This window comes from Ruegeria sp. AD91A, assembly GCF_003443535.1.
In the GTDB taxonomy this organism is placed as follows: Bacteria; Pseudomonadota; Alphaproteobacteria; order Rhodobacterales; family Rhodobacteraceae; genus Ruegeria.
In genome coordinates, this window is the sequence record NZ_CP031946.1 from 2,716,916 (window position 1) to 2,734,847 (window position 17,932).

Here is a 17,932-nt window from a genome sequence, read left to right on the forward strand (position 1 = left end):
CTAACTTGTTGAAAAGCCGGGTTGAGTAATTGAGCGCCGTCGTATGTGCGGCGTATTAAGTAAATCTGCGTTCTGTTCACTGTGTTTCTTAAAAGCATCACCCATCAATACATTCGAGTAGCGTCAGGTTCACACATGCGAACCACATAATAACATTGGACTTCAACATGCTCAGTCACTTTAAGGTTGTCAAAAATGCGCGTATTCAGCTCAGTTGTTTTTGCGATCATTTGCTCTCTTGTGGCCACTGCATCAGTTCCAAGAAGTAGCATTGCCCAAACCTGGGACATCGCATCCCAGCACTCGGTCAGCGGCGTAACGGTGTATGATGCGGATGAGCTGTTAACTTTTGCCGGTCAATTGGCCTTCAATCGGTCAGGACGCATCACAGCGGTGGAGGTCGCATCAACGATCACTCAGATCTACCGAGAAGACGGTTACTTCTTGGCTGAGGCCTGGCCCGGTCCCGATGGGCAGAGCATAATTGTTGATGAAGGGCGCATTCAAACCATCGAAATTGAAGGCGTAGATACGCGCACGTTCCAAACCCTAGAAAAGATCTTTCGCCCCCTCACCACCGCATACCCAATAACTCTCAAGCGATTTGAGCGGGCGGTTATGTTGGCCGAGGACATACCCGACTTGGACGTGTCGACTGAACTTGATTATCCGGATCAGGCTGGTGCTCGGCTGAGAGTATTGGGAGAGCCACTGCGAAAACAAGCCGGTAGTGCGACACTCGACAACCCTCCGCGTGAGCTTGGAGAAGCGCTCAGCTTCTATGTCGTACAAGAGTTTTATTCAACGCTGACCGTCGGGGATTTGCTGCGATTTGAAGGATCAGGCAATTACAATTGGGACAAAGACGATGAACACTCTTTATGGGGCGCTCTTACCTATCGCACGCCGCTGAACAGCAATGGTCTGTACGGTGAGATCTTCTACGGGAACATAAACGCAAAACGTGACCTCTCGGGGGACTTTGCGAGAACAGATATTGACGGCGAGAACTTCACAGTCGCGATGGGTTACCCCGTGATCCGCGATGTGGCCCGTTATGGGTATCTTCTGCTGGACTATCGCCTTTCAAAAGCGGACTCAGTCAGTGGTGGCGTTCCACTATCCAGTGACGCGAGTGTCGTTGGCCTTACATATCTTTACGGGCAAAACTATCCAAAGGGACAAGCTCTGGAAGCGGGGCTAACCTTATCTTTTGGCGATAATGACAATGAAACGACAGACGCGAGTTTTGACGACGGAGACTCCTCGTTCTGGCATCTACGAGGCGGCGTCGGATACGAAAGCCCTCTAACGGGCTTGTCGCCCAACACAGCTTGGCGCACCGAGATCTGGGGGCAGTACACAACAGACCGGCTGCCCTCAGTCGAAGAGTACTTCCTTGGTGATCGTTATGCTTTGCGCGGATATCGTTTTGACGAAGTGGATGGTGATTCCGGGATTTCCGCGATTTTCGAAGTGTCTCATTCCTACTTCCCCAGTTCCCAGAGCATACATCGCTTAACGCCCTTTGCCTTTTTCGACGTGGGGTACATCTCGAACAATGACCCTGCGAGTTTTGAAGTTGATAATGCTACACTGGCTTCGACAGGTCTGGGTTTGGACATTGAGTTTAAGCAAAATCTATTCCTGTCCGGATATGTCGGTGTCCCTTTGAGAGACGGCCCTTTGACCGACTCTGGCGATCCTGGCGCGTATCTTGCTCTGACAACAAGTTGGTGAGGATGTTATGAAACTGAACCGAACTGCTGTACTTACCGCAACTTGTCTAATTGCAGAACTGGCCGCTACTCAGGTCTTTGCCCGCGGAAATCACTACGGGTGGTGCCGAGGCGTAGGGAACCCACACCAGTCGAGCCAAGGATGCGGGCAGGCTGGTGGGCAAGGGGCAGGTAATCAAGTTACTGGCCCAACTCAGCCGGTGGCAAATCAGTTACCGCCTAAGGGAACGCAGCAAACGCCCACGTCCGTTACTGTTCCAGTCCTTGCGCCGGGCGCGGTCCCGAACGCGATTCCCAATCAAGTTCCTATCGCGACACCAATAGCGGTTCCCGGTCAGGTTCCCACGCCGGTAGTAGCGCCGACCCTAACTCCGCCTCTGGCACCAAACGCGACACCAAACCGGGTTCCGACAGCTGTTCCAAATCAGGTTCCGCCATTGGCTACTGGTCCCACCGCGGTGCCGCCGCAAGTTCCGACTGCAACTCCCAATCAAGTTCCGATAGCTATCCCTGGCCAGGTTCCGCCTCAACCAACCGGCCCAACAGCGGTGCCGCCACTTGTGCCCACCGCAACACCAAACCAAATACCGGTCGCAGTTCCTGGTCAGGTCCCACCTCAGCCCACCGGTCAAACTGCTGTGCCACCGCTCGTCCCGACTGCAACACCAAACCAGATTCCGGTCGCAGTGCCCGGCCGTGTTCCGCAACCCAGCGGTACTACGGCGACACCACCGCTTGTCCCAACCGCAACCCCCAATCAGGTTCCCACGGCAGTTCCTGGCCAGGTTCCACAGTTGACACCAAAACCTACGGCAACTCACGTGGCAGTCCCAGGACATCCGAAACCACAAGGCGTCGTGACAATCATGCGCCCAAAGCCGAGGCCGACAACCGGTACTGTCCAGCAACCTGGCACAACACAAGTGACCCACCATTTAACCCACCAAAGCAATGCAAAGAAACACGATCACGTGGCAGCAACACCTGGGCGGCATGATCCGCACGACCTTCCAAGGTTCCGCAACGCGGCGGCCAAGGAAGACTGGGAATGCGTTGCCAGCGGATTTGGACAGCGCCGTTATGATGCTGGGCGAGGCGTGTTGCTGAACAACGGAGCGTTGCGGCACCTCGGAAACGTGGACGCAATGGCACGCGATGTACCGGCACGACATCCAAAACACTCTGGCTGCATTATTTCGGTCAAACGAAAGCAGCAGTAGCGCCAGTCTGGTAAAGGCACATCTTGAAACCTTAGAGGAATTCTTCCGTGTGGGAAGCTGGTTTCCAACCAAGGTTAAGTTGACGAATAGACATCAACCGAAGGTGTCATCTCTCAGAAGGTTAATGAGGCATATGCCAAGTTGAGATGTCTCATCAGAGATGTATCGCCGGAGATTATGACTGGCGAGCACCGAAAAATAATGTAGTAAGCGATCATTGTAGCTGATTGTGAGATTGCAGCTCAGTCCAAAACCTATCAATTTCCAATGTTCGTGAACTTGCACGATAATCGCCGGTACAGATCGGTCCACTTAACGTCAAGCCAAACTGTTGATAGTCCGCGCCGTTAGGGTCAAACGGTAATAAGTTACACGCTATTTCTACAAGAGGTCCTAGCTGGAAGGGTAAATTCTCAATCCACAACGTATTGTCTTCGAAATACGCTACCCGGTTACCCTCCGGACTTATTGAAATTTCACTTGCCGCGCATGTTGGCGTAGACCAGATGGAGTCTCCACTTTCCAACGAATTAATTGAATAGAAGTTTTGAGTTTGCCATTTACCCAAAAATAACTCTGGTATAATCCAACCTCCCTCTTGGCCTATTTTCAAACCTTCAGCTAGTCGAAAATACTCTCCTTTCGTGTCCATTCCGGAGATCACCTTGCCACTTTCGTAGTTGATAAAAACTGCCGGTCCTGAGTCTGTTAAAATAAAGTATGTCAGTTTTTCATCAACAACTGTCACAGGGTTCATGGGTTCTCCGCTCGGTAGTTTGTATGGTTGCAACATGGAAATCCAAGACCCGTCACGCTCTAAATTGGCTGCGATCTCTCCGGACAAAACTCTGAGGTCCTGTTCTTCTTGCAAGGTAATAACCGGATTAATTACACGGTTTCCAACCTCCAATATGTATGGTTCTCCGGTTCCTTTTGCGAAATACTGAACAAATCGGGCGTCTGGTGAAACGTTCACGCTCACCCCCCCTGAATAGGGTCTAGAAGCCGGCGGATTCAGACTTTGCGTCCAAGTTGATCCGGTTGCTATATCTAAGACTGTGACGTCGTTAGTGTCTGCCCAAACCAGCGTGTTTTCATCCCGCCATGAAATGTCTGCGCCGCTCGCCGATTCAGCCAAAATCGCATCACGCATTCGGCTGACTTCATAGATTGAAATGAAACCTACGGCAGGAAGACCCGAATCTTCGTCCACATTAACAACTGAGATACAACGACCATGCCTCTTTTCGAAGTCGGCGCCATAGACACGAAGTGTTTTTAACAACTTACCATCAAAGCCTATGTCAAAGTACTTGTGATCTACCCAATATAATCCATTTTCGTTCTCGTTCGGTAACTGAGTAGAAAACCCGTCTTCCGAGAATTCGTAGTGTTCGTTGGGTCCAAGAGAGAAGCTTGTCACTTCCCCCAGCAAACCAGATAGGCGATCAGCGGAGTCTTTAGCGCCTGATGTTTCGAGAAGAAAGCGACCCCAAGACATGACTTGGATCGTGGTGTTTTCCCAAGTATCAAATTGGCTGTTATTCCGAAAAAATCCACTTAGTAGGTTGGAGTGCTCCGACAGATTTCTTTCTGAAGCTACAGCAACCGAAGAAAAGTCACCATTCGGTTTTACCTCGTTCCAAAAATCGGGGAAGTTCCCCAAGTTTATTGGGTTCTCCTTTAAACTGGGAAACAAAATCGCTGTTTTCGGATAAAAACTAGGATGACTGGAGAGCGAAACAAACACACGATCACCCCCGGCTTCCATAGTTACGCTTCTTGGAATACCCCCTAGTTCCGTCGTCAATCGATGCTCGAGCTTCCGTTCACCAAACGGAGTCTCGTTCGAAGCATCTAGATCAAGAATACTAAGTCCCCAATCGCCCCAAAAAACTATGGATTCGGAATCTGGATCAATGGTGAATTCAATATTTGACAGTGTGCCTTCTCTCGGGAAAATTGTTGTGGAGAATAAACTCTGATCGTGGGTATCGAGTACGTAGACTTCAACTTGCCGTTTTCGGGCATCTGCTTCGTCAACGCCATAGTTCGTCTGTTCTGGGTCGGCCTGGAGACGAACTATCAAATACTTTCCGTCGCTGGATGTTTCGAAGGCAGTTAACCTAGTTTGCTCATTCGGTGTATTCGGAAGCGGCGGTAGTTCAACGGGCAAAAAGTTGTGCTTGCCCACAAGTTTTTTTCTTTCAACATCGTAGGTATAAACGGAGTTGTCCCTGTCGATCAAATAGGCAAATGAACATGAAGCATCCATGGCGATATTTTTCCATTTGCCAAGTATTCTTGCACGTTCGTTGTGATCAAAGATTGATCTTGCCAGAACGGTTCTTACACTCGGATTCTCAGTAATTGCATCGGCGTCGTGTAATCTAGGAATTGCATCCAATGCTACTATCATCGCCTCTGTAGTCTTGCCTTCAGCCAAAAATTGTGCAGCCGATGCAGCCTTTTGATCCAGCAATGCCTGGCTAGCATTATTCGCGCTTATCTGTGCTTGTTTTCTGGCATTGGCCTCATCTTGATAAAGGTTCCAAACCCAAACTGATGCCAGGACCACTGGCGCAACATAGACCGTCAGTTTGATTGGTTCTGCATTGTTTGCGATGGTATGAAATATTCCGTCCACGACACTGGGCGGGCTTCTTTCGTCATGTGGTTCAATTGCTGAATTGCCTTGAAGCAATGGAAGCCAAAACTGGCGCATCCATGAATCATCGAAAACGCCTTCTGGCCCGTAGAAGTATCCACTATGTCCAAATTCGAAAAATCGATTGCGAAATTTCTGATGAGTCGCACCACTGAATCCGACCCGCCCAGCCATTCCGGTAAAGAGCACGAGAAGCTGATTTATCACCAACACGAGGTCTTTAGACCCGCAATCGTTAACTACTCTATCAACACTTCCACCCACCAAATCACGCCAAGGGAAGGAACCTCTTAGTACAGAACCGGAAAGAATGATTGTATGAATTTTTGGTCTTTCTTCGCGCGGGATTCCGTGCAGCGCCCAAGCAAGAACGTGTGTTCCAAAGCTGTGTCCGATGACGTCAATTCTCTCCCAGTGTTCTTTCTTGCACCAGGATAACATCTCTCTTCGGAACTTTCTGACGACCAACCAACGAAAAAAAGGTATGATAAATGCTAGGACTGAAAAGTATCCATACTTGTAATTTATGACTTCGATGCAGTCCGCGTCGGGCTCCTTTGAGAGCAGGTTTTCAAGTTGTTCCTGCCAACCACCAAATGTGCGTATACCGTGAACAGTAATCACAAGGCGTCGTGAAGTTCTTCTCTTGCTGGTGTGCATAACAAAAATTTTGCAAATCTAATATGAATAGCAATGTGATGGTTAATAGCAGAAAATGCTCGCTTTCTCAATATTTCCAAAATCAATGTTCCACCCTAGACCATACCCTGTTTGATGAGGGCTAAGACAAGTTTGCTCGCTATTTCACATTTTCCATCGTTACTTCATCGATGCTCGGTCTACTAAGAAAAATTGCTCGGTTGGCTACTAAGGCACATAGAGTTAAGCGTTGGTGACACTTTTAGTAGAACGAGACGTCAGTATCTGTGTCTTTCGAAAACTGTCGTAAGTTGATACGGCCATTGGTTTTTCTATCTGTATAGTAAAAGCCGGATAGTTCCAGTGGGCCATCAGCTTTTTTCGCTGAGTTGCGTACATCCAAAATTGTAGATCCAGTATAAGAAGACCAACCTACATTGGAAGGCGCCGAACGGTACGTATAGTACAATTTATATTGGCCAGCGTCGATTACAGGTGTAGTTTCTAACGAAACAGATTTTGATGTTTCGGTATGAAGGTCAATTTGAGCCTCTATCAAATTCTGCCGTATAATTGCTCTGGCAGGAATTCTTATCCCATTTTCCAAAGTGATTTCTCCTTCCCACGAGCCATTAAGGTCTGGGTAGAGAGAAGAATTGAAGGACTTCAAGACCTTCCAAATGAACCTAGAAGTGACGTTTGTCGTCAAAACTAGCACTACAAGCAGTACCACCCATGGAGCAACGGTAAGAAGACGTACAATGGGCAATTCGCTTTGCAAAAAGCGCTCTGCGCCCACGTAAGCAAGTATGCTTAGGCCGGTGGCCGCAATTGCCACGTAGCGCAGCAGGAAGGTAAAGTTGATTACTCTAAACATTTGCGCTCCATCGAGCTAAAGCTACAAGCTCGGGCTTTTCCAGTGCTTTTGGCGTACAAAAGTGCCACATATGCCTCTCTCAATGTGGGACCAATACCAACAGAAAACGCTAGTTCATCCCCGACTTTACCCTTGATGCTTTGATACAATTTGTCTTCATCCAAATTGCTTTCCTGAGAGTACGCCGTTACACCATCTGCGGCGCAAAATAGGACTTCATAGCCGGCATCAGTCAGTAGCTCCGAAACCTGTTGCGTCTTCAGTTCAACGAGTTCCTTTGTAGATATTAGTGCGCCAACATCATTGGAAAGATAGCACGAGGCGAGTCTCCTTCCTATGTCATCACCATCAACTGTTACGAAGGGCATCCAATGCTCCAAATCAATTTCTTATCGCCTGAGATTCTCGCTAGTGTCGATGCATAAGCAGCTAAGCAGGGTTGGGCCAGCCCAGTTTTTTCACGGGTTTCAGCGGACTTTGAAATTTAGCTACCGCGGGGAGATTTTCCATGTAGTCAGGAGTGTAAATATTAGGAAATCCAACGAGCTTTTAAAGGCCAAACAGTTCGTCCACGAGGGACCGAGCAAACAACTTTGCAAAATCCGCTTTCTGCACGTCGCTGACCTTAGTGCACGGTGAAGCACTTTGTACTGAGGACCCATGGCAGTTGCTGAAGGAATATTCATAAGTGGCCGGTATTCGAATTCAGCGGAAGATTAACAAACGGAGGCGCGACCACTGCATAATTGCGACTTATGCTAAATCTAGAACAGTCTCTGGATCGGGGCAAAATCCGTAATTCTTATACGTGAGATTAATTTCGACCTGCAATGGTTGCCCGGTATTCTAATTGAGGATTTGACATGAAAAAACTTGCAACCATCGACCTGCCCAGAACAAACACCAATGCTTTTGAAGTGCTGGCACGCTGCCAGACCGCAGCCGAACTTGCCGGAGCTGAGCAAGCCAGAATTCAGACTTTTCTGGAGGACGCCGTTCAGGGTGATTATGAGCACTTGTTGCGTGTGGTGAATACCCACTTCGAGGTCTCTAGAGCCAGGACTTGACTAGAGAGGGCCTGGTATGCCGCCAGGCCCCTAACTCAAAATACTCTCAGTCACCGGTAAGGTTACCTGGCAGGCTGACAGCTCATGTTGTGTTTGAGAACCTGGTCATCGCCCACGTAAAACCGGTGCGAATTTCCGACAGTTTCAGGAAAACGAATGTTTCTTCCGGTGATATCTTGAAGGACGATGCCCGCAGTATCACTATTAGACTACATCCTTTCAACCAAGTCCATAAGTCTGAGATAACGATGATCCGCTCTAAGTTCAGGTGAAGTTTCACCAACTAACGCAAGAATTTTCGGTAACTCATAGGGCGGTCGGCTCAAGATCTGGGGCGTCACTGCATTGAGCAGGTCAAGCGTTTCCTCGGGGAACTGAATAGTGATTGGTTCGTCCGTACCAACTTCGCGGGTAAATCGGTAGAATGGGTGACGGTCAGTTTCTACGGGCACCAAAAAACGCTTTACCGCCCTGTACACCACAGGAAAGCTGGTTCCTGTGTCATCAAGCACACCAATCCAAGACTCGACTGACGATGCCGTGCGGTAGATGCGTTCTCGCGGCCAAACTTCATTCAAAAAGGGTGTTACTAGCTTTTCCCAGCCCTCATCGTTCTTTTGGCCGACTTCCCCCAACCACCAGATGAACTGGTTGCGGGTATCGTCGGACATTTCACGTACAATTTGGCGCATCTGCTGCTTGGTGACGCCATCTTCCGAATTGCGTTTGAACAAATACAGGAACCCTAACCATTGCGTAACAACTTTCGCCAAGTCACGATCCCATGTTTGGTTTTCCACCCACTGGACCGCCTCCAGAAGGAGTGGCTTAACCAAAACAGCCAGCGGCGACCATGGAATCCGATTGCTGCATAGGAACCCATTCCAGGCTGGTTCAGCAGCGGTGTGATCAAACGCTAGCATAGGAATGAGTCGGGCTTTCACCCACTCAGGATCAACGTACATCAACCAGTTCAACTTACTAAAGGCAATTGAAACGGCATGGTCGGAACCTTCGCCTGGAGAAGCGAACAACCGTTCAATACGGTTTTTTATGTAGTCTGGAATCAGAGAGTCTTGTTCCTGCTTCTCGCCAGGCACCGCGCGAAACAGAGCCTGAGCACACATTCCCAGAGGTCCATTTATTGCATGTTGGTAGGTGCGGCGCGATTTCTGAATGCCCTCACCGCCGAGACTGATTTCACCGATACCACTCTCAGTTGCAGCTTCACCGCCGCTTAAAACGCCATCCACAACACTATCAAACACGTCCCAAGCAAGTTCGCTATCAAACTCGATTAGCTTTGTGATGTTCTGTTCTAGCCACCGACAAACGGAATGTCTCAACTCCATTACCACTGGTTGAGGAAGACGACTCAGACGGTGCAGAAACACCCTTCTTAGCCTGGGCGAGATTTCATCTGGAACCTCGTTGATCATCGCCGACCAAAACGCTTGTGGATAGTCATTCTTTCTCGCTGCGACGGAAAGAGCAGATAACGCTTTGCGTGGGTTGGCTTTGACTAGTCCAGTAAAGGGCCGCTTCTCCGTGAAGCTCCCAAAGTCACGGTTTAGGTCATCTTTAGCCCTTGGCACGATCTCATCAACAGCCAGATCAAGAACAGCATCAGGTGTTTCATCTGTACCGACCCACCCAATTTGTGAACCGCGTTCAGTGACGGTGGATGTAGCCCAACCGTCACTCCAATTCTCAATGGTAGCAATGAGCGCTGAAAGACGATCACTTTGATCGCCGACCAGTTCACATCCCTGCAATTCCAGGTATCGCGCATATCTAGCTACTAATTCGTCACGCATGCTCGGATACACGTCATCAGACCAATAGCCTTTCTGATCTGGTCCTGCGAGTAGCCGTTGACCCAGCCGATGACGAAGCGGTTCGGGGAAATCCGCCCACCTGTCAACCAACAGAAAAATAAGTTCCCGTGACACATCGGTGTCCCAGAATACATCTTGGCTAAGTCCCAGTATCCGTTGACCAACCTCTTCGGGCCCAAACAGGTTATCCTTTGACAAGGCGTAAAGGCCGAGTTTCTTGAAGAAGAACTTGTCCTCCATTGGCCAATTTAGGAAATGCCCCAATGCAACTTGGGGTGAAATCTGTGAAAGTCGTTCAAAAAGCTCGATGAAGAGCTTGAAAGCGTCAGCGGCATCGGGGTGCCGATCCTCTCCATCAATTTCGCGATCAGGGTAACAGGTTGGCGTAGAGAAATAGATCGTACCGATATCGGTTAGCATGCCAGACGCAGCCTTCATTGCATCTTCGAGCAAACCAAATACTTTGGGAAGTACGTCGTCAGGTATGTCCAAGTCGTCGTTGTGGCGTTCGAGAAACTTCACGTTAAACTGCCCCAGATGACCGAGTTCGATCTCGGGCCAATCCGCAGATGGAGGACGGACGCCTGCTAAGCTGTACGGCGGCATGATATCTAGCTTCGGAGCAGCTACTCGCCCGAACTCTCGTAAAACACTTGGCGTCCAACCTTCAGTTGTTATCCGCCGTTTAAGGTCAAACCAGGCACCGTCCCATTCACGGTTCCGAGGGTCCTTGTGATGATCTAAGATCAGACTCCAGATGTGCCGAGCCTTGTCGTGAAGTTCCTCACGCTGACCAAAACGCCATTCAATGTGGTTCAGTAGGCGTGGATGCAAGCCGTTCTGCTTGATGGCCCACCAAGCGATAACAGGGCTGGCAAGGTTGTCTCCAACCCACCTTATCAGATGCCACAACCGGGGTGGGACGTTGGTGTTACCATCGGGTGCTCTCCCGCCTAGTCGATGTGCGTCAGATGGGTTTTCATCGCCATGCCGCCACGACAGCAAATCATCGTTAAAGATACCTTGGCGGTAGTCTTCATCTGACAGGTTCTGAAGATCATCATCCAAGCCGTAGGCCACATTTGGCTCAAAGACTTCAGCGTCTTCACCATACCCACTAGCCCGCTTAGCAGACCGAATGGAGCCGCTGAAAACACAAACCCACTCTGGATGCGTTGGGTGTTTAGCGTCGGCCAGCAGTTTGGCACCAGCTACTGATCGCTGAACATGTGCAACTTGCCCTCGCTGGTGCGGTTGCAACGACTTGGGGTCCTGTTCTGTCATTGAAATGACCGACCCACGCCAAGCTCTGGGATCGTCTGCACGGTCTGCCCAAGCCTCCAATGTTTGCCAAAGGTCAGGGTGATCGGGATATGCAATCGCCGTTACACCGCGGTCACGCCACTTTGCTTCAATGTCCTCAGGCGCACCCTTGTCGAAGGCATAGATGCGTGTGCGGTCAAACTGTCCATCGTGGTTCAAACCTTGCAGAAGGTATTTGATTGGTGGGTCTTCAGCCTGGTATCCAACCAGAACGACAGTGTAATGCTCCAGTAAGTGCCGTATGAAATTCGTTGCCCATGCTTCTGAAAGATATGCTCGACCGAAGTCCGCACTGCTCAGGACGTAAGAATGTTGATCTGCGTCTTTGTCTGCAAGCCGCCCGTGCAGGTAGGTTATACCTTCAACAGCACCTCCAAACGCAAGATCAGGGAAAGCAGGAGCCGCAAAAGTCGGAAAATCACCACCCAGTTCAAACAAAAGATCGAAATTGGTGGTGACGATCTGTGGTTCACCGTTTGGACTTGTTGAGATACGTTTTATGACGTCGTGGTGATGGCCGACTTGATCATTTCCCGATGAAGCTTGAAGGCGTTCAGCTACAAGGGCATTCACTTCGCCTCGTCCGTACTCCAGATGGAGCAGATTGAAAATTTGATCCAGCGGCATGTTTATTCCAGTTGGATCATCAATCCAAGGTTGGAACGCCCGCATTATTTCTGAATCTTTAGGTGGGTCAAAGTAGTCAATGACATATTGCGTCAATCCGATGAAACTCGGCATTCCGGATGGAAGTGAAACGCCAGCACCGCAGAGAAACACAACTCTACCTTCATCACAGCGTTCGAGCAGAACGTCAGGAATAATTGGACCGTTTGCATGAAATCTCATTAGTCACCAATCCGCGTTCGGGTCATCCAACCAACGTCAGCCAAGCCACCTTTTGAGAACTCCTGAAACTGCCTAAGTTCCCATTTCTCAATGATTGATGAGTTAATGTGCTTCACGAGGTTCTTGATTTGAACGTTTCTGGGTTTGCTCCTTGTATTGGCAACACGTCGCATCAGTTCTTCTTGAACGCTACGCCACCAAAGTCCCTCTTTGTCCAAGAGCGCAGGGTGGTGTTCGTATCTGTCCTTCAGGCTACCCACCACGAGCCGTTCTTCTCGGCGTGACAATTTGAACCAAGCATCAACGAAGGCTCCGGCATCGATGGTCGCAAGAATAGGAATGTCCAAGTAACGTTGTTCTGACGGGTGATTTGTTACCTTCAGGTTTCCAATGAACTGTATCCAGTCATCCGTCAGAAGACCCAAAAGCTCCTTACCTGCATCATCCCTTAACCAAGCTTGATGCCATTCTTCGACCTTTTCGACCAGATAATTAAGGACCTCCTTGAATTCAGCACCTTCACGCCCGATGAAACCAAGCCCATCATACGATTCCAATTGGTAACCAAACCTTTCAACGACGCCTCGACAACGCTCGTACGTTAAAGCGGGGATGAACTGCCCATCGATGTAAGATTTCATTGTTTTGACCGTTTTGGGTACGGTTTGGTCAACTAGTTGATGTTCTGCCAGCATTAGAGAAACGCCGACTACGTGAAGGAACTCACCGACTTCAACATAGCTACCGCATCCCAAATTAGATTGCATATCTTCGACATCAGACCAGAAACCTGGCTCTGAACCATCAGAGAAGTCCCATTCATAGAAGTGCCAAAGCCTCTTCCAAGACGGCCAGGAACCAACACCAGCAACTTCATCCGCTTGGGCTAGTTCTGCATTCAATCTAGCCGCATCTACGACCCCAGAGGTAAGAATCGCAATCCACTGCTGAACAGTGATGACGGTTCTTATTCCGTTGTGCTGCTCGTATTTGTTGAAGATACGTTTTTTGGGGGTTGGCTCCTTGTCTTTATCAAATGAGAACTCATAGACATGGCGAACTTCATCTTTGCCCTCGTCATATTGCCCCAACAAATCCAAGGGTGTTAGAGACGCTGATTCCTCAGCGAGATCGAGTTTGAACTCTATGAAGAAGATAAAGAATTGAACGATAAGATTCCGAACTAACTCGTCGTTCTCACGATAGTCTTCGTTCATACGCTCAAGTACAGTAGCCAACTGCCAAACGAACTGACGCAAAGCTCGAAGATTGTGGAAACCAGACTTGTTGTAGAGTTCGCGGATGTCCTGTTCATAATATTCAAGGAGCCCACGAACGTCGGTCTGTCCGATTTCCCCGACGAACGACGCTAATGCGCTGTCGGGGTCACTTTCCAAAAAAAATGAATGCCCGACGATCTTTTCTCTAAATGCAATAAAGTGATTATCTTTCAAACCGTCTGTATTCGCTAAAAGAATTACACGAGTATCACCATGCTCTACGAATCGATTCACAACGCCCAATAGTTCCGACATGGGGATTTGGCAGCGCTCTAAATCATCGAGAACCAAAAGTGCTCCGTCCATGTTCGTCGATGATTGTTCCAGTTGCGAAGTCACCGCATCAACGATTTTGTTCAGGTTTGCTGTACCTCCAAAAATACCTCCTGAACCAAGTGTAAGTGCACCGCTGAAGATAGATCCAGCAAGGCCCGCCCCCTTGTGCAGTGTTTTCGTAAGAGAACCGGCACTTGCATAAAAGAGGTTGGTCTCCAATGACTGGACGTCGGGGATACCAAACACCGAAAGGTAGATCGGTTTGCGGTCTGTGAACGACTCATCTTCTAACAACTGCAATACAAAATGAGTTTTCCCGCAGCCCCAACGCCCTTCGACCAAAACCGCAAAGTGGGGTTTCGATTCAGTGTTTGCCCAATTTCTAAGAAATTTCTTAACCTCGGCCCTATCAATGCCCATTCGCAAAATACTCGCCACTAAATTGAATGAACAGTTTATGGCAGGTGCAGATGGTCACGTCGATCCTTGTTCACCAGACGTAACCCCAAACTATCGTTTTTGACCTGCACGCTGTGCTCAGCAATGAATCAAGGTGCTAGCTGTGGCAAGAACCCCCCGGCAAATCGTTGCCAAGTTTGCAGTTATTTTGCGCAAACCAGTAGGTAGCTAGAGCAGATACTTCAATGACTGCTTTCCTGAAGCAGCGCGGTAGCTTGGTACGCCTGCACGTACGGCGGCTCCGGGCCGGTCAGGTTACGCAGGCGAAACTTTGAACGGAGACTTTGCAAAGTCAGCTTTGTGCGCATCGCAGGCCTTGGCGAGAAGGCCAAGCAAAAAGGGCCGCATGCAACCCAAGATTCCATAGGGAGGCCCTTTGCGGGATTGAGCAACGCAACGGGCCATAACCGCAACGACTAAGCCAAAAACTGATTGAATTCATCGCTAAGGCAGACAATCGTGCCGCGCAAAACTATGGGCAATCTACGCAAACTTATGGGGTGCGCGAAGTGTTATGCGCAAACCTACAACCTGATCAGAAATCCAAATTTTCTACACTCAAAGCGTTTTTCTGGATGAACTCTCGACGAGGTTCCACGACGTCACCCATCAGTTTTGTGAACAGATCATCGGCTTCAACCATGTCATCCACGCGCACTTGCAGCAGCGTGCGCGCATCCGGATCCAGTGTGGTTTCCCACAACTGATCAGGGTTCATTTCACCCAGGCCTTTATAGCGCTGCAGGGACAAGCCTTTTTCACCCTCTTCCAGAATGGCGCGCAACAAGTCCAGTGGGCCGTGGATCATCTGGCTGCGATCACGACGAACCAAGGTGGCCGGGGAATTATAGATTTCTTGCAGGCTCTGCGTAAAACTCCCGGTCTTGCGCGCCTCGCCCGAACGCAGCATCGGGCCGTCCAGCGTGCGAACCTCTTCGACACCGCGTAGAATACGGGCCAGTCGGATGCCGTGATCCTGTGTGATCCGACCCTGCCAACCGCGTTCGTATTCCAAAGCGATCAGGTCCAGCCGAGCGGCGACTTTGTCAGCCACGCCTTGAAGGTCGGCATCAACGGCGCCGGGCACAAAGGCCCCTGCGACGGCGGCCTGTTCCAGAATGTGTCGCGGGTAATGCGTCGGAAACGCATCGAGGACACGTTTCAGCTGACGCGCCTCGTCGACAACGCGGGTCAGGTCCTGTCCGATGATTTCTTCGCCCGAGCCGAGCTTCAGAACCGCACCCTCGACGCCCTGATTGATCAAGTAGTCATCCAGAGCGGCCTGGTCTTTCAGGTACACCTCTGACTTGCCACGGGAGACCTTATAGAGTGGCGGCTGAGCGATGTAGAGGTATCCACCCTCGATCAGTTCCGGCATCTGACGGTAGAAGAAAGTCAGCAGCAATGTCCGGATATGTGCGCCGTCCACATCCGCATCGGTCATGATGACGATCTTGTGGTAGCGCAGCTTTTCGATGTTGAATTCATCGCGGCCAATACCAGTGCCCAGCGCCATGACGAGGTTGCCGATTTCCTGCGACGACAGCATCCGGTCAAACCTTGCGCGCTCGACGTTCAATATTTTCCCGCGCAGCGGCAGAACCGCCTGGGTCAGCCTGTCCCGGCCGGTTTGGGCAGACCCGCCGGCCGAGTCCCCCTCGACCAGGAAGACTTCGGTCTTGGATGGGTCCTTCTCGGAGCAGTCTTTCAACTTGCCAGCCAGATAGTTCACATCCATCGCGGTCTTGCGCCGGGTGAGTTCGCGCGCCTTGCGCGCAGCCTCACGGGCCAACGCGGCCTCGATGATCTTGCCAACGATGCTCTTGGCTTCTGTGGGGTTCTCTTCGAACCACTCGGCCAGTTTTTCATTCATCAGACCTTCGACCGCCGGACGGACTTCGGACGAAACCAGCTTGTCCTTGGTCTGCGATGAGAATTTCGGGTCCGGCACTTTCACCGACAGCACGCAGGTCAGACCTTCGCGCGCGTCGTCACCCGTAAAGCTGACCTTTTCCCTCTTCGCAATCCCGCTGGACTGCGCGTAGTTGTTGATCGTCCGGGTCAGCGCGCCGCGGAACCCAGCCACGTGGGCACCACCGTCTCGCTGCGGGATGTTGTTGGTAAAGGGCAACACCGTCTCGTGGTAGCTGTCATTCCACCACATTGCGATCTCGACGCCGATATCGTCGCGCTCACCCTTGATATAGATCGGCTCGGGCATGGCGGGAGTTTTGGACCGGTCGAGATACTTGACGAATTCCTTTACGCCGCCTTCATAGAACAACTCGGTTTCAAGCCGTTCTGCCGGGCGTTCATCGATCAGGATGATACGCACGCCCGAATTCAGGAAGGCGAGTTCGCGCAGACGCTTTTCCAGAGTTTCGAACGAGTATTCGAGGTTCGAAAACGTGTTGGTTGACGCCAGAAACCGAACTTCGGTCCCTGTGCGATCGCCACACTCACCGACGACCTTCAGGTGCTCTACTGTTTCTCCACCCTCAAAGCGTGCCACGTGCTCTTTGCCCGCGCGCCAGATGCGCAGCTCCAGCCAATCTGACAGCGCGTTTACCACCGAAACACCCACACCGTGCAAACCGCCAGACACTTTGTAGGAATTGCTGTCGAACTTACCGCCCGCATGCAGCTGGGTCATGATAACCTCGGCTGCCGACACGCCCTCTTCCGGGTGAATATCCACGGGAATCCCACGTCCGTTGTCACTGACCGAAACGCTGGAATCCGCGTGAATTTTCACTGTCACATGGTCGGCGTGACCCGCCAGGGCTTCGTCAATCCCGTTGTCGACAACCTCATACACCATGTGGTGCAAACCCGAGCCATCATCCGTGTCCCCGATATACATGCCGGGGCGTTTGCGAACGGCCTCCAAACCCTTGAGAACTTTGATGGAATCTGCGCCGTATTCTTGGGGAGCCTGTGCGTCTTCGGACATTCAGTCAGTACCTATATTATTTTGGTACCTTATACGTTTTCTGGTGGGGATTGTCACGCGATCCCCCAATATTTTGTGTATGCTGGGGTCGTTTTCTGCGCATCCGAATCCACCTCATAACTGGTCGATGTCAGAAGCGATATCCGCCGCGATTTCCAGCGCATCGACATCCTTGCGTTCAGCCGACAATCGAAGCCCCAGAATATCCGACTGATACCGCGCCGCCAGCCGATCCGGGTCATGTTGGGGCCGGATTTCACCGGCAGTCTGGGCGCTGCGGAAAAGGTCGGCGAAACACGCTTTCATTTCCGCCATGTGACGCGCGGCCTGATCCGCAAGCGCATGATCCTTCGCCTGCAACTCGGCATATGTCTTTGCCAACATGCAGGCCTTTGCTGGATTCTCGACCGCTTCGATGACCAAACGTGGTTGCGCCTTAAGCGCTGCCTTCGGCCCCAATCTTTCGGCAAGGGCTTTCAGGCGCGCCACACCTTCTTGCGTGTAGCTTTGCAGCGTCAACGCATAGAGCGCATCCTTCGACCCGAATGCCGCGTAAAAGCTTCCGGGTTTCAGCTTCAATTCCCGTTCCAGGTCCTTCAGCGACGTTCCAGCCCAGCCCTGGCGCCAGAAGATGTCACGGGCCTTCGCGATCAACGCGTCACGGTCATATGCGGGTTTGCGGGGCATCGGCATCACCAATTCTTGAACGTTCGCTCAAATATATACTTGAGTGATCACTCAAGA

The 17,932-nt window shown here is 50.7% G+C and carries 10 protein-coding genes; 3 read left to right on the forward strand and 7 right to left on the reverse strand.

The features are described 5' to 3' along the window. Positions 1-195: 195 nt before the first annotated feature. A complete protein-coding gene (locus tag D1823_RS13650) occupies positions 196-1,740 on the forward strand; it encodes a ShlB/FhaC/HecB family hemolysin secretion/activation protein (RefSeq protein ID WP_050604502.1) in 1,545 nt (514 codons plus the stop codon). A 970-nt stretch (positions 1,741-2,710) separates the two neighbouring features. Beyond that, positions 2,711-2,959, forward strand: a complete 249-nt coding sequence (locus D1823_RS13655) for a hypothetical protein (protein ID WP_117870888.1) — start codon at positions 2,711-2,713, stop codon at positions 2,957-2,959. Positions 2,960-3,173: 214 nt separating this feature from the next. Here the strand turns inward: D1823_RS13655 and D1823_RS13660 are convergent, their stop codons facing one another. The 3 genes from D1823_RS13660 to D1823_RS13670 form a co-directional block, all read right to left on the reverse strand. Continuing rightward, positions 3,174-6,287: a hypothetical protein gene (locus D1823_RS13660; RefSeq protein ID WP_117870890.1), complete on the reverse strand. Its 3,114-nt coding sequence runs from the start codon at positions 6,285-6,287 to the stop codon at positions 3,174-3,176. 241 nt (positions 6,288-6,528) lie between these two features. Beyond that, positions 6,529-7,143, reverse strand: a complete 615-nt coding sequence (locus D1823_RS13665) for a hypothetical protein (protein ID WP_117870892.1) — start codon at positions 7,141-7,143, stop codon at positions 6,529-6,531. Further along, a complete protein-coding gene (locus D1823_RS13670) occupies positions 7,131-7,511 on the reverse strand; it encodes a mCpol domain-containing protein (protein ID WP_117870894.1) in 381 nt (126 codons plus the stop codon). Before D1823_RS13670 ends, D1823_RS13665 begins: the two co-directional genes overlap by 13 nt. A 495-nt stretch (positions 7,512-8,006) precedes the next feature. On the opposite strand from D1823_RS13670, the gene D1823_RS13680 reads away from it, so the two are divergent. Then, positions 8,007-8,210 (forward strand): hypothetical protein, encoded by a 204-nt coding sequence (locus tag D1823_RS13680; protein WP_117870899.1) that lies wholly within the window; start codon positions 8,007-8,009, stop codon positions 8,208-8,210. A 209-nt stretch (positions 8,211-8,419) separates the two neighbouring features. Here the strand turns inward: D1823_RS13680 and D1823_RS13685 are convergent, their stop codons facing one another. The 4 genes from D1823_RS13685 to D1823_RS13700 all read right to left on the reverse strand — a co-directional run bounded on the left by D1823_RS13685 (position 8,420) and on the right by D1823_RS13700 (position 17,875). After that, positions 8,420-12,220 carry an SIR2 family protein gene (locus D1823_RS13685; protein ID WP_117870901.1) on the reverse strand — a complete coding sequence of 1,267 codons (3,801 nt, stop codon included), beginning with the start codon at positions 12,218-12,220 and terminating at the stop codon, positions 8,420-8,422. Next, the gene (locus D1823_RS13690; RefSeq protein WP_117870903.1) at positions 12,220-14,196 is read right to left on the reverse strand and encodes a P-loop NTPase fold protein; all 1,977 of its coding nucleotides are present in this window, start codon (positions 14,194-14,196) and stop codon (positions 12,220-12,222) included. The genes D1823_RS13685 and D1823_RS13690 overlap by 1 nt, the downstream gene beginning before the upstream one ends. A 574-nt stretch (positions 14,197-14,770) precedes the next feature. Continuing rightward, positions 14,771-17,188, reverse strand: coding sequence for a DNA topoisomerase (ATP-hydrolyzing) subunit B (gene gyrB, locus D1823_RS13695; protein WP_117870905.1), 2,418 nt, complete (start codon positions 17,186-17,188; stop codon positions 14,771-14,773). Between the two features lie 114 nt (positions 17,189-17,302). Then, entirely contained in the window at positions 17,303-17,875 is a 573-nt protein-coding gene (locus tag D1823_RS13700; protein WP_117872896.1) for a TetR/AcrR family transcriptional regulator, read from the reverse strand. Positions 17,876-17,932 lie beyond the last annotated feature (57 nt).

Excerpts from the sequence above, each read along its gene's own strand:
- D1823_RS13650 (WP_050604502.1), top strand. The coding sequence starts at position 196 with ATGCGCGTATTCAGCTCAGTTGTTTTTGCGATCATTTGCTCTCTTGTG.
- D1823_RS13660 (WP_117870890.1), bottom strand. The coding sequence starts at position 6,287 with ATGCACACCAGCAAGAGAAGAACTTCACGACGCCTTGTGATTACTGTT.
- D1823_RS13665 (WP_117870892.1), bottom strand. The coding sequence starts at position 7,143 with ATGTTTAGAGTAATCAACTTTACCTTCCTGCTGCGCTACGTGGCAATT.
- D1823_RS13670 (WP_117870894.1), bottom strand. The coding sequence starts at position 7,511 with ATGCCCTTCGTAACAGTTGATGGTGATGACATAGGAAGGAGACTCGCC.
- D1823_RS13680 (WP_117870899.1), top strand. The coding sequence starts at position 8,007 with ATGAAAAAACTTGCAACCATCGACCTGCCCAGAACAAACACCAATGCT.
- D1823_RS13685 (WP_117870901.1), bottom strand. The coding sequence starts at position 12,220 with ATGAGATTTCATGCAAACGGTCCAATTATTCCTGACGTTCTGCTCGAA.
- D1823_RS13690 (WP_117870903.1), bottom strand. The coding sequence starts at position 14,196 with ATGGGCATTGATAGGGCCGAGGTTAAGAAATTTCTTAGAAATTGGGCA.
- gyrB (WP_117870905.1), bottom strand. The coding sequence starts at position 17,188 with ATGTCCGAAGACGCACAGGCTCCCCAAGAATACGGCGCAGATTCCATC.
- D1823_RS13700 (WP_117872896.1), bottom strand. The coding sequence starts at position 17,875 with ATGCCCCGCAAACCCGCATATGACCGTGACGCGTTGATCGCGAAGGCC.